The 13,131-nt window shown below is 45.0% G+C and carries 14 protein-coding genes and 1 riboswitch; of the genes, 6 read left to right on the forward strand and 8 right to left on the reverse strand.

Features of this window, described 5'->3' with window-relative positions; genetic code table 11:
* Positions 1–2: 2 nt before the first annotated feature.
* The 3 genes from NQZ91_05065 to NQZ91_05075 form a co-directional block, all read right to left on the reverse strand.
* A complete protein-coding gene (locus tag NQZ91_05065; GenBank protein UUM58739.1) occupies positions 3–1,235 on the reverse strand; it encodes an FtsW/RodA/SpoVE family cell cycle protein in 1,233 nt (410 codons plus the stop codon).
* A 270-nt stretch (positions 1,236–1,505) separates the two neighbouring features.
* A complete protein-coding gene (locus tag NQZ91_05070) occupies positions 1,506–1,898 on the reverse strand; it encodes a DUF4430 domain-containing protein (protein UUM58740.1) in 393 nt (130 codons plus the stop codon).
* A complete protein-coding gene (locus NQZ91_05075) occupies positions 1,895–2,383 on the reverse strand; it encodes a hypothetical protein (protein UUM58741.1) in 489 nt (162 codons plus the stop codon). The genes NQZ91_05070 and NQZ91_05075 overlap by 4 nt, the downstream gene beginning before the upstream one ends.
* Positions 2,384–2,605: 222 nt before the next feature.
* Between NQZ91_05075 and NQZ91_05080 the strand changes: the two genes are divergently transcribed.
* From NQZ91_05080 to lysS, 6 genes are all read left to right on the forward strand, one after another.
* On the forward strand, positions 2,606–3,451 hold the full coding sequence (locus NQZ91_05080) for a glycoside hydrolase family 25 protein (GenBank protein UUM58742.1): 846 nt from the start codon (positions 2,606–2,608) through the stop codon (positions 3,449–3,451).
* Positions 3,452–3,460: 9 nt separating this feature from the next.
* A riboswitch (TPP riboswitch) is annotated at positions 3,461–3,556 on the forward strand.
* Between the two features lie 48 nt (positions 3,557–3,604).
* The gene (thiT, locus tag NQZ91_05085) at positions 3,605–4,162 is read left to right on the forward strand and encodes an energy-coupled thiamine transporter ThiT (protein ID UUM58743.1); all 558 of its coding nucleotides are present in this window, start codon (positions 3,605–3,607) and stop codon (positions 4,160–4,162) included.
* Positions 4,163–4,245: 83 nt separating this feature from the next.
* Positions 4,246–5,088 carry a DUF368 domain-containing protein gene (locus NQZ91_05090; protein UUM58744.1) on the forward strand — a complete coding sequence of 281 codons (843 nt, stop codon included), beginning with the start codon at positions 4,246–4,248 and terminating at the stop codon, positions 5,086–5,088.
* Positions 5,089–5,099: 11 nt separating this feature from the next.
* A complete protein-coding gene (locus NQZ91_05095) occupies positions 5,100–5,579 on the forward strand; it encodes an aminoacyl-tRNA deacylase (GenBank protein UUM58745.1) in 480 nt (159 codons plus the stop codon).
* 1 nt (position 5,580) lies between these two features.
* Positions 5,581–6,204, forward strand: a complete 624-nt coding sequence (locus NQZ91_05100) for a histidine phosphatase family protein (protein UUM58746.1) — start codon at positions 5,581–5,583, stop codon at positions 6,202–6,204.
* 89 nt (positions 6,205–6,293) lie between these two features.
* A complete protein-coding gene (lysS, locus tag NQZ91_05105; GenBank protein ID UUM58747.1) occupies positions 6,294–7,784 on the forward strand; it encodes a lysine--tRNA ligase in 1,491 nt (496 codons plus the stop codon).
* Between the two features lie 176 nt (positions 7,785–7,960).
* Here the strand turns inward: lysS and NQZ91_05110 are convergent, their stop codons facing one another.
* The 5 genes from NQZ91_05110 to NQZ91_05130 all read right to left on the reverse strand — a co-directional run bounded on the left by NQZ91_05110 (position 7,961) and on the right by NQZ91_05130 (position 12,912).
* A complete protein-coding gene (locus NQZ91_05110; protein ID UUM58748.1) occupies positions 7,961–8,545 on the reverse strand; it encodes a 3'-5' exonuclease in 585 nt (194 codons plus the stop codon).
* Between the two features lie 104 nt (positions 8,546–8,649).
* Complete coding sequence (locus NQZ91_05115; GenBank protein UUM58749.1) at positions 8,650–9,708, reverse strand: LLM class flavin-dependent oxidoreductase; 1,059 nt, start codon at positions 9,706–9,708, stop codon at positions 8,650–8,652.
* Between the two features lie 111 nt (positions 9,709–9,819).
* Complete coding sequence (locus NQZ91_05120; GenBank protein ID UUM58750.1) at positions 9,820–11,070, reverse strand: ABC transporter permease; 1,251 nt, start codon at positions 11,068–11,070, stop codon at positions 9,820–9,822.
* A complete protein-coding gene (locus NQZ91_05125; protein ID UUM58751.1) occupies positions 11,070–11,765 on the reverse strand; it encodes an ABC transporter ATP-binding protein in 696 nt (231 codons plus the stop codon). Before NQZ91_05125 ends, NQZ91_05120 begins: the two co-directional genes overlap by 1 nt.
* Positions 11,746–12,912 carry an efflux RND transporter periplasmic adaptor subunit gene (locus NQZ91_05130; GenBank protein ID UUM58752.1) on the reverse strand — a complete coding sequence of 389 codons (1,167 nt, stop codon included), beginning with the start codon at positions 12,910–12,912 and terminating at the stop codon, positions 11,746–11,748. Before NQZ91_05130 ends, NQZ91_05125 begins: the two co-directional genes overlap by 20 nt.
* Between the last annotated feature and the right edge of the window lie 219 nt (positions 12,913–13,131).

The following is a 13,131-nucleotide window of genomic DNA, read 5'->3' on the forward strand; positions in this document are numbered from 1 at the left end:
CCCTAACTTTCTGTTTTAGCCATAGTCTGCTCTATTTCCTCTTCCCAGAGCTCCCGTTTTTCATTTGCATCAATATTTAAAACAAAGGCAATTCCTATAGAAATAACCAACAAGCTATTCCCTCCTTGTGATAGGAAGGGGAAGGTCACTCCCGTAGCGGGAATCAAGCCGGAAATACCACCGACATTGACAAAGGTCTGAATCAGCATCATCCCTGCTACTCCCAAAGCCATCATGGAATTGAAGGGGCGTCTAGCCCGGATACCCACCACAATAATTCTCAATATCAAAAAGAATAAGAGGGCGAGAATCAGGGAGGCTCCGACAAAGCCTAATTCTTCGATGACAATGGAAAAGACAAAGTCTGTATGGGCTTCTGGCAGATAGCCATTTTTCTCAATAGAATTTCCCAAGCCTCTACCCAGCCAACCGCCATTACTCATGGCGTAGTAAGAATTGGTCAGCTGCAAACCTGATTCTGTCGCGTTTTCAAAGGGATTGAAGTAGGCTGAGAAGCGACGGGCAATATAGCCAAAGACGGGAATCTGTGCCACCAAATCAACCCCTAAAATCCGAATGGAGCCCAACAAAATGGTTGCTCCCAGGACCAAGGCCATCAGGACTGTTGAGAACCAGCGATAAGCCACACCACTGACCGTTACCATGACCAAAATAATCAAAACTACAATCGTAGCATTCCCCAAATCGGGTAGGCTGGCTACCAACCCCAGGAAAAACAGGCTGACAATCCGCCAATCATTAAAGGCCTTGGGCATCCAGCTTCCCTTAATCAAGGCCTGGTAATCATAAACCTGGATATCCCTCTGCATAGCGGAAAATCGTGCCGCCAGGTACCAGACAATCAATAATTTCAAGTATTCCGCCGGTTGGAGACCGATGATCCCCCCCGGTCCCAAGCGAATCCAACCGTGGGCACCATTGACCGGATCAAAGAAATGCGACGCGACCAACATGGCTACTTCCAAGAGGAGAAATAAGCGAATCAGCCCCCTCTTCTTCAGGACCGTCAATTTCATCCGGTAGATGATAAACATGGCTACCAAACTCAGAATCCAGAAAAGTCCCTGGCTAATGACCATGCTAAAAGGATTTCCGCCCTTTTGTATTTGTAAGGCACTGGTTGTTGAATAGACAATAATCAAGCCAATCACTGAAAGAATCAGATAGGGCAAAAGAATAGAATAGTTCAGCAAATGCCGTTTATCAATCTTCATTGGTTCTCCTATAAAAAACAAGTTCTATGCTGTATATTATTTCTATTATAGCATAGTTTCATCAAAAAACGAGAGAATAGCCAAGCAGATTCAAAAATAAGGAACATTATTCTGTTCACTCAATTTTAATAAAATATACCGGCCTATTTCTCTGCAAAATCAGGAATGTCAATTGACCATTTTCACAACTATAATTTATTCTTCAAAGCATATAAAAAGCCAGAGGCAATCCTCTGACCTAGTTTGTTTAAGTGCTCTAGCTATTTGAGTTTATTGAAAGCTTTCAAGGTAGAATTCAACATCGTCTCCTTCTTGTAGAATTTGTTCTGCAGCACCTTTTTCTGCCAAGCTACCATTGACCTTATACATCCAGTAGGTATTACTGGCTGGATCCTGACTTTTTCCGTCGATGACCGTAACCATGCCGTTTTCTTCCTCGATATCGTGGTACTCTTCCAGGACATCCATGACAGAATCACTAGCTTCAAATCGGACATTTTTGGTAGAATTCTGACCATCACTCGTAATCCTCAAAGTGGCCTCAAGTAGCTGACTGGTTTCCTCTACCTGACTGCTAGCTGTAGGCTGGTTGCTCGTTGTCGAACACCCTAGCAAAACCAAGGCGGTTAGGACACTAACACAAATTCTTAGTAACCGTTTCATTTTATAAACCTCCGAAAAATCCCGTCAATAATTGGGTAAAATAAGGCAGTTGATACTGCATGGGCCACATCAAAACTCAAGCCATTTAGCCAATAGACCCATGGATTGACCCCAAATTGTAGGGCTGACAGAAGACTAATGACCAATCCATATAGAAAAGTGACTACAGCAGCTAACAACATAGGTATGAGGACTGAATTCCAATAGCTCAACCGCAGGCCGGACCATACCCATTTCCACACTAGCATGATAGCTGCAAAACTGAGAATCTGCCACAAAACAACTATCCCAAACCCCATATAAATAGCCGTCCCAAACATGGTCAAAGCCATGATGAGGAAAGCATCTGCCATGGGCAAAAAAAGGCTGGAGACTAAAAATATAGCTGTAATGGGCTTGATATTAGCAAAAGGAAAAAAGGCAAATCGAAGTGCTATGCAAACGCTGGCTAAGATAGCAATTCTACTAATTTTCTGGGTAGTCATGCAACTCCTACTTCATTTTTAGGACCTGTATTCTCATGCAAGAAACTTGTTGGACAAATTCGCAACGGAGAAAGGTTCCGCCCTTTAATGACAGGTTCTTATATCCATTAGTAGCATACCCCAATAGCCAGGATATGTCAAGCGGATGAAAGTTAGCTATTTCCTGCATAAATGAGACTATTTTTTTTGATTTTTCCAGATCTTTGAGTTAAAATAAAAAAGATGAGAAAGAGAATTAAACCTATCATTGTGATTGTTTTCTTTGCTCTATTCACTTCCTTGATTCTCTTGACTCGGACCATGGCTATCCAAGCTGAAAAACGGGCGGCAGCAATTCAAGAAGCTCAAATAGAAAAGGAAGCAAAGAAGATCACAAGCGCAAGCTCTACCTATGTCATAGAGAATGCTTTAGAAATGAAGCCAATCATTGACGTTTCCGCATGGCAACGACCTGAGGATATCGACTACGATACGCTCAGCGAACAGATTTCTGGAGCTATTATCCGGATTCAGAGTGGTTCCCATACAAAGAAAGAAAACTCTGCCACCGATAAAAATGGAATTGACAAGTCCTATAAGCAACATATTGAAGAATTTCAAAAGCGGGGAGTTCCCATCGCTGTCTATGCTTATGTGACAGGAAATTCTATAGAAGCCATGAAAAAAGAAGCCCAATCCTTCTACAAGCTGTCTTCACCTTACAAGCCAACCTTCTATTGGATGGACGTTGAGGAAAAGACCATGGGCGATATGGATGCCGGCGTCGAGGCTTTCAGACAGGAGTTAGTAGACCTTGGTGCTAAAAATATTGGACTCTATATTGGTACCTATTTTATGGATGAACATAGCATCACAGTAGATAAGTTTGATGCCCTGTGGATTCCAACCTATGGGACGGACTCGGGTTACTACAATGCCGCTCCCAACACTGATTTGCCCTACGACCTTCACCAATATACTTCACGAGGTTACTTGAATGGCTTTAAATACCATCTGGACCTCAACCTCATCACTAGCTTAAAAGACCCTAACGAGGTCTATCAAAAGCTCTTTACCGTTCCTGAGTAACAACTAAATAATTTCACAAAGGAGTGCTTCGGCTGAGATCGCATCTGCGAAATCCTCGAACCTGATCTAGGTAAGACTAGCGTAGGGATTGTGTTTTATGGATATCATAAAAAGCCAACCCTCCTTTCATTGCAACCATAAAGGAGGTTTTTTATGTCCCATACTAAATTACGTACCCTGGCTGAAGTAGCCATCTTCTCTGCCATTGCCCTGGTCTTTGACAAACTACCGCTCTTCACTATGCCTCAAGGTGGATCGGTTTCCTTGGTCATGCTGCCCATTCTCTTTCTGGCACTCAGACATGGCCTGGCTATCGGTGTGCTAGCAGGTGGAATTGTCGGTACCATCCAACTCTTCTACGGAGGCTACTTCCTCAATCCCTTCCAGGTCTTTCTGGATTACGCCTTATCCTATGCTGGAATTGGGTTGGCAGGGCTATTTACAAGACCTTTTAAAGCCAGTAAGACCAGCACAAGTGCAATCAGCTGGATTGGACTAGCCAGTCTACTTGGAGGCAATATTCGTTTCCTGGCCAACTTCCTGGCCGGAATCATCTTCTATGCTGACTACGCTACACCTGGTATGCCTGTCTGGCTCTACTCTCTTCAATATAATATCAGCTATATTCTGCCATCGACCCTGATTGCAGCAGGTCTGTTGATTATTCTCTACAAATCAAGACCTGCCTTCTTTAAAGTCAAATCATCCTAAGTCTGTCCGTTTTGGCAGGCTTTTTTCGACGAAATTCGGTCTATGTGCTATAATGGGTCCATTACATAATTTTGGAGGAATTTATGTCATCTTGGATTTCAAGAATTATCAAGGGAATGATTATCGCCCTTGGATTTATTTTGCCCGGTGTTTCTGGTGGTGTATTGGCTGCGATTTTGGGCATCTATGAGCGGCTCATCGGCTTTTTAGCCAATATTCGCAAGGATTTCAAGGAAAATTTGCTCTATTTTATCCCTGTTGGAATCGGGGGAATTTTGGGTATTGCCCTCTTCTCCTTCCCGGTTGAATTCCTGCTCAAGCACTTCCAGGTACCCGTTCTCTGGGCCTTTGCCGGTGCCATTGTAGGAACCATTCCTAGCCTGCTCAAGGAATCTACTCAAAAGAGCCAGCGTGACAGTATTGACTGGATTTGGCTGGTTGCAACCTTTATCGTCTCTGGTCTTTTGCTCTACAATTTGAACAGTTTGGTCGGAACCCTGCCAGCTAGCTTTGCTAGTTTTGTCTTGGCTGGTGCTCTGATTGCTCTGGGGATTTTGGTACCTGGGCTCAGCCCGTCTAACTTGCTTTTGATTTTAGGGATTTACACGCCTATGCTCAATGGATTCAAGTCCCTGGACCTGCTTGGCACTTTTCTGCCTATTGCTATCGGTGGGGCCCTAGCTATGGTGGCATTTTCTAAGTCCATGGACCATGCTCTCAAGGTCTACCACTCCCGCGTTTACCACTTTATCATCGGTATCGTCGCTTCATCCACCATTCTCATCCTTATCCCACAAGCAGGTAATGAGGAAGCCATTTCCTATGCTGGAGCTGGCATCGGAACCTGGCTTGCTGCCCTTGTCCTCTTTGTTCTTGGTGCCTGGCTTGGCCTTTGGATGAGCAAACTCGAGGAAAAATACAAGTAGGAGGTTATCCTATGGCAAAGAAAGAAAAAATCAAGAAAACCTTGGTCGACCAGATTCTGGACAAGGCCAAAATTGCCCACGACAGTCTGGTCATCAATGCCCTTGAAGGCAAGGTACCTGAAGGTATCCAAATGGAACAAATCTACAAAACCCTGGCCCTAAAAGGTGATAAGACAGGGCCCATTATCGGAATTGTTCCCATTACCGAGCACCTGTCCGAAAAGAAATTGGCCAAGGTCTCTGGCAACAAGAAGGTCACCATGATTCCACAAAAGGATCTGGAAAAGACAACCGGCTATGTCCACGGTGCCAACAACCCTGTCGGTATCCGGCAAAAGCACAATTTTCCTATCTACATAGACCAGTCAGCACTGGAAACGGGCTACATGATTGTCTCTGCTGGTGAAGTGGGCCGTTCCATCGGCATTGATAGTCAGGTCCTGGCTGATTTTGTCAAGGCTAGTTTTTCCGATTTGACCGAGGGAGACTAGCATGAGGATTTACTTTATCCGCCACGGCAAGACCGAGTGGAATCTGGAAGGTCGATTTCAGGGTTATTCTGGAGATTCGGCTCTCTTGCCTGAATCTTATCAGGATTTAGAAAAACTAGGCAAATACCTTGCTGAAATCCCCTTTGATGCTATTTATTCTAGTGATTTGCAGCGCGCACATAGCACTGCCGTAGAAATTGCCAAAGCCAATCACCATTGCCAAACCGTTCTAATCACGCAACAATTACGTGAATGGAATTTTGGAACGTTAGAAGGAAGCAAGATGGCAATTTTTCGTGCCATCTACCCCAAACAAGCCTGGGCACTCAAACATAATCTAGCCCTTTTTGACAATGACCTATTTGAAGCAGAAAGTGTCCATCAAGTTACTCAACGGATGGTGGATTTTATCCAATCATTAAAAAGACAGGACATGGATAGGGTCTTAATTGTCAGCCACGGAGCTATCCTAACCGCTTCCATCCACCGGCTGCTCGGATTTACACCCGCCCAGCTCCGTCACCGCGGTGGTTTGGATAATGCTTCCATTTCCATTTTGGAAACGACAGACTTTGAACACTTTACCGAGCTGGTTTGGAATGATACTCGCTATAAATCTCACTAAGAAAGCAGTTTCCTGCTTTCTTTTTTGCTGATTTTTTACCTCTTCTATGATAGAATAGAAGGAACAGACTTTGGAGGAATGAAAATTTTATGTCTACTGAACATTTTGAAGAATTGAATGACCAACAACTTGTCCGTCGTGAGAAAATGACAGCTCTTGCAGAACAGGGCATTGACCCCTTCGGTAAGCGATTTGAACGCTCTGCTGATTCTGCTCAGTTGAAGGAACAATACGAAGACAAATCAAAAGAAGAATTGGAAGAGCTGGGTCAAACGGCTATTATCGCTGGTCGTATCATGACCAAACGCGGTAAGGGTAAGGCTGGCTTTGCCCATATCCAAGACCGTGAAGGGCAAATTCAAATTTATGTCCGTAAGGATGATGTTGGCGAAGAAAATTACGAAATCTTCAAAAAAGCTGACTTGGGTGACTTTGTCGGTGTTGAGGGCGACGTCTTCAAAACAAACGTGGGCGAATTGTCTATCCACGCTCGCAAGCTGACCCATCTGTCTAAGGCGCTCCGCCCATTGCCAGAAAAATTCCACGGTTTGACAGACATCGAAACCCGCTACCGCAAGCGTTATTTGGATTTGATTACCAACCGTGAGAGCTTTGACCGCTTTATCACGCGCTCAAAAATCATTTCTGAAATCCGTCGTTACCTGGACGGACTTGGTTTTTTGGAAGTGGAAACGCCCGTTCTCCACAATGAGGCTGGTGGTGCTGCTGCCCGTCCATTTATTACCCACCACAATGCACAAAACATTGATATGGTCTTGCGTATCGCGACTGAATTGCACCTCAAACGCCTGATTGTCGGTGGTATGGAGCGTGTCTATGAAATCGGCCGTATCTTCCGTAACGAGGGTATGGACGCCACTCACAACCCTGAGTTTACTTCAATTGAGGTCTACCAGGCCTATGCTGACTACCAAGACATCATGGACTTGACCGAGGGCATTATCCAACATACTGCTAAGGCAGTTGTCGGCGACGGTCCTGTTACTTATCAAGGAACTGAAATTGCTATCCACGAGCCATTCAAGCGTATCCACATGGTCGATGCTATTAAGGAACAAACTGGTGTGGACTTCTGGCAGGAGATGAGCTTAGAAGAAGCTATCGCCCTGGCAAACGAACACAAGGTTCCTGTAGAAAAACACCATACAGAAGTTGGCCAAATCATCAACAGCTTCTTTGAAGAGTACGTTGAAGCAACTCTTATCCAACCAACATTTGTCTATGGTCACCCAGTAGCCGTGTCACCACTAGCTAAGAAAAACGATGAAGACCCACGCTTCACAGACCGCTTTGAGCTCTTCATCATGACAAAGGAATACGGAAATGCCTTTACAGAATTGAACGACCCAATCGATCAATTGGAACGCTTCGAAGCCCAAGCTAAAGCCAAAGAATTGGGTGATGACGAAGCAACAGGCGTGGACTACGACTATATCGAAGCCCTCGAATACGGTATGCCACCAACAGGTGGACTTGGAATCGGAATCGACCGCCTCTGCATGCTCTTGACAGATACTACTACTATTCGAGATGTGCTCCTATTCCCTACTATGAAGTAAGTTTGAGATGAATGCAGTTTTAGGGACTCATATCAATTCCAATAGTCCACTGGACTATTGGACTCCCTAATATGAAATATGCTCTAGCTGAACGCAAATTTATAGCTTCACACCAATTCCAACTAGAAAATCAAAAAAATGAGTTACAGTTTCATTGCTGTAGCTCATTTTCTCTTCTAATCAAACAAATTTCCTAGTCCGGCAAAGGGATTGTTGGTCACGACTTCTTGCTGACCTAGCATCTGTTGGTTTTCATCAAACTCTAAAAATTTCTCATATACCTGGGCGGTCATACGAGCATCTTCTAGGCTATTGTGCCCTCGTCCCTTGACACCCAGATAGTCCGCCACTGAGGTCAGCTTGAGATTGACGATACTGTTTAAGTCTGTTGACCGACGCTCCAAGGCCTCTTCATAGAGGTCAACCTGGTACTGGTCCTTCAAATCCAGACCATTTTCTGCCAGAATAGGTAGATCAGACTTCATAGCATTGTAACCGATGAGGGCTGCTTGTCCCACAAAGGCCTGAAAATCTGCTAAAACTGTCTCTATTTTAGGGGCAGTTTTAATCTTCTCTGCGGTGATACCTGTCAAACCGTTGATAAAGGACTGGAGGGGAATATCTGTGTAAACATAGCTGTCGAACTGGTCCACTTCCTCATGGTTGACAAACTTAACTGCCGACAGCTGGATTAGCTGATAAGCACCGTTGGCCGCATTAAATTCCAAATCAAACGCTACATATTCCTGTAAATTTTCCATTTTGCACCCTCAAACATCTATTTCTGCATCTATTATACACCATTTTTTCCTAAAATGGACAGATAAAAAGGCTGGCGAATACCAGCCTTTCAGTGAGGGCAAATTTACTTTTCAGCTTCTTCTTTTTTAGCAAAATATTCTCGCACAATCGGTGCGACTTTTTTACCATAAAGCTCGATAGCACGGAGGACATCCTCATGTGGCATAGAGCCGATTGGCAAGTGGAGGAAGAAACGCTCCAAATCCAAGGTTTCGATAGTTTGGATAATTTTTGCGGCGACGTGCTGTGGATCGCCAACAATGCTTGCTCCTTCATCTGTCAAAGAATAGAGGTATTGGGCCTTGGTCATTTCAGACCAGTGTGGCCGGTCCTTGGCGATATTGTTAGTGACCACTTTAGTTGGGTGGAAGTATTCCTCAACAGCCTTGTCATGGTCGTCAGCTATCCAACCCCAAGAATGGGCCGCAACCTTGGTCTTCTTCGGATCGTGACCTGAGTTACGAGCAACCTTGCGATAGGCATCTGCCAATGGTTTAAAGCGATGGGCACCTGCACCAATGACTGCATACACGATTGGCAGGCCTTTTTGGGCAATCTTGATGGTTGACTCGACATTGCCACCAGTCGCTACCCAGATAGGAAAATCTTCCTGAACAGGTCGCGGATATACAGGCCTATTGTCCACCGACTGGGTGAATTTACCACCCCAAGTCAAGTTGGTAGCCTTGTCAATCTCTAAAAGCATATCCAATTTTTCATCGAACAGTTCTTCATAGTCATGCAAATCATAACCAAACAAGGGGAAGGACTCCGTAAAGGAACCACGGCCAGCCATGATTTCCGCTCTGCCGTTTGACAAAGCATCAATGGTGGTGTACTGCTGATAGAGGCGGACTGGATCCATAGAGGAAAGAATCGAAACTGCTGATGTCAGTTTGATATGCTTGGTATTGACAGCACCTGCTGCCAGGACAATTTCAGGTGCAGAGACCGCAAAATCTTCGCGGTGATGCTCCCCAATCCCATAGACATCCAGGCCAACCTGGTCTGCCAGTTCAATCTCTTTGACCAGCTGACGAATGCGCTCGTCGTGGCTGTACGTTTCTCCTGTCTTTTCAAGGGGGGTTGTTTCGCCAAATGTTGAAATACCTAATTCTACCATGATGTTACTCCTTTAATCTGAATGATGTCCTTATTTTATCTTTAACTAGTGATAATGTCAAGCCGTTTGCTCACAGAAAAACGACTAGGAAAAACCTAATCGTTTTGAATGTTATTCATATCGCAGTGCTTCAATTGGATCCAATTTAGAAGCCTTATTTGCTGGGAGGACACCGAAGATGATACCAACTAGGGCTGAGAAGGCGAGACTCCCCAGAACCACTGGGATAGAGATGACGGCGGACATACCCTCACCCATGACCTTGCTGATATTGAGCAAAACGACAGTCGTTTGGGCGATTAAGAGACCAATGGCACCGCCCAGAGTGGTCAAGACCATAGCCTCAATCAAGAACTGACTCAAGATATTGGCACGAGTCGCTCCCAGTGCCTTCCGCAGACCGATTTCCCGTGTCCGCTCGGTCACGGATACCAGCATAATGTTCATCACGCCGATACCGCCGACCAAGAGGGAGATACCTGCAACCGCACCTATAAAGGTGGTCACAATACCTAGCTCACTCTTGAAACTTTCAATCATGGCAGACATGTCAAAAATATCATAGCGAGCCTCTTTTAGACCAGAAACCCTAGTCAGATAGTCCGCGGCAGCCTGACCAATCTCTGTGGCCCTGGTCACGTCTTCGACATAGACATAGAGTCCAGAATTTTCTTTCATGCCCATCTCTGCAGCAACCTGGGTATTGGCCATAATGGCATTACCGCCTGAGTTCATCCCAAACATGGCCGTACCAGCATTGGGCTCCTTGTAAACACCGATAACTAGATAGGCATTGCCATTGAGAGAAACCGTCTGGTTGAGGGAGGCTTCCATGGAGCCAAACAGTTTTTCAGCCAAATTGACATCCAACATGATAATGCGAGCAAAGCGACTATAGTCATTAGGAGTGAACTTGCGTCCTGCCAAAATTTCTAGATTTTTGACATCAAAATAGGAATGGCTGACCCCATTGATGGTCACATTATCAGCTGATTTGTTACCGGCTTCTATTGTTCCCATATTACTCAAATTGATATAGTAGTTGCTTAAACCGTCAATTTCCAGAAGTCCTTGCAACATGCTATGGGTCAAGTCAGGCTCTTCTTCCATAGACATTTCCCCAGTGAAGCCAGCATTAAATAAACCCGACGAAACCTCTTCTAAATTTACATAAGGAGAAAAATGGACAGAGACATTATTTTGCTCACCAGCCAGGGCCTTCTCCATGGATTTCTGTAGGCCTTCACCTAGAGCCATGATGATAACAACAGCAGCCACACCGATAATGATACCCAGCATGGTGAGGAGGGAGCGCATCTTGTGGGCTAGGATTGATTTTAAGGCAAATTTCCAATTTTCCATTAAGACTCCTCCCTTCTTCTGTCCTCAGTGATAATCCCGTCCCGAAGAACGATTTTCCGCTTGGCATAGGCGGCAATCTCTGGCTCGTGGGTGACCATGATAATGGTCTTACCTTCATTATTGAGCTCAGTCAAAAGCTCCATAATCTGCTGGCCAGTCTTGGTATCCAGGGCCCCCGTCGGCTCATCCGCCAAGATAATGGCTGGGCTATTGACCAAGGCACGCGCAATAGCCACCCGTTGCTTTTGACCTCCAGACAATTCCGACGGCAGGTGGTCCATACGTTCTGCCAATTCAACTTTTTCTAGGTAACGTTTGGCCTTTTTCTTACGTTGGTTGGACGGTACTCCTGCATAAATCAGGGGTAACTCCACATTCTGCAAGGCGTTGAGCTTGGCAAGGAGGAAGAATTGTTGGAAGACAAAACCGATTTGGTCATTGCGGACCTGGGCCAACTTTTTCTCCGATAACTGGCTGACTTCCTCGCCTTCTAGCCAATAGTTGCCAGAACTAGACCTGTCCAGCAAACCAATAATGTTCATGAGAGTGGATTTACCAGACCCAGACGGTCCCATAATGGCTAGAAATTCTCCTTCTTCGACTTCCAAATCAATATCCTTGAGAACTCGCAACTCCTGGTCGCCGTTTTTATAGGATTTGTTGATTTGTGTGAGTTTAATTAGCTGGTTCTTCATCGGCTTCTACCTCTTGACCCTCTTGTAAGTCAAAATCTGGGAGGACAATGACATGGTCACCAACAGACAAGCCCTTGATCACTTCCTGGTTAAGAGCATCTGCATTACCCAGAGTCACCTCTACTTTTTTAGCCTTACCATCTACCAATGTCCAAACAAAGGTCTTATCATCCTCATAGACAACAGCTGTCACAGGGACCAAGATATTTTTGCTGGTGTTGACCACTTCCATATTGACAGTGAAACCTTGCTTGAGGTCGCCGATATCGCTAGTCAAAGTCACCTTGAAAGGATACTTGGCACCACCACCAGATCCGCCGCCACCCGGTACTGCTACCGCAGTTTGATCATTGGCTGGATAGTTTGAAATATAGGAAATTTTACCAGTCCAGGTCTGTTCTGGATAGACTTTAGTGCTTAATTTCACTTCTTGGTCAACCTTGATATTGGCCAAATCATATTCTGTAAGCTGACCTGTCACCTGCAGGCTATTTTGGTTGACGATGTGAATGACTGTCTGGCTATTGGTTGAGCTCTTAGAAACAGACTTATTGACCTCAACAACTGTACCTGACACGGTGCTGGCAACGGTCGCTTCATTGACGGCCGTCCACGCCTTGTCTACCGCCGCTTGGGCATCCGCATAGGCATCATTCAAATCCGCCAATTGCAAATCAATGGAACGTTGGGCAGAGGCCGCTGCTTCTCCATCCAAGGCTGGGTCACCTGTTGTTGGCAAGGTCTGACCACCATTTTGCACCTCATATATTTGACGTCCAATCTTATCCCGTCCGCGCACAGCCGAATCAAGAGCCGTTTGCAATTCATAAGCATCATAGCGAAGCAGGGCCGTTCCAGCCTCTACCTGGCTCCCCTGTTCAACGTAAAATTCACTGATATCGCCTTTAGAGGGGTCATAATAGACAAACTGCTCTTCACCCGCAGCCACTGTCCCCGTCAACAAGGTCGACGAAGCAATCGAACCTTCCTGAACCACCCTGTAGGTCATGGGTAATGTAAAGTCTTCACCTGCGCTACCTGAACCACCTAAGGCATTAGAGAAGAGTAAGGCCCCACCGACCAGGGCTACCGATGCAACCCCGAGACCAGAAAAAAGGGCAATTTTTGCTTTTTTGGACTTAAACATATCTGTCTCCTTTACATGTTACAAAAATAATTGTCTTATAAAAATAATACACCTATACATCGTTTTTTGCAAGTGTTTTCCATACTAATTTTATATCATTTTTGTCAATTATCCCACTTACATTTTTGTAAGAAATAGCTTTTATCAATCATGCAGGTATGGCCTGTATTTTTACAAAATAATAGTAATAAAAACCTAAACAAGGTTTCACGATAGACG

It is taken from the genome of Streptococcus suis, from assembly GCA_024583055.1.
Lineage (GTDB): Bacteria > Bacillota > Bacilli > Lactobacillales > Streptococcaceae > Streptococcus > Streptococcus suis_V.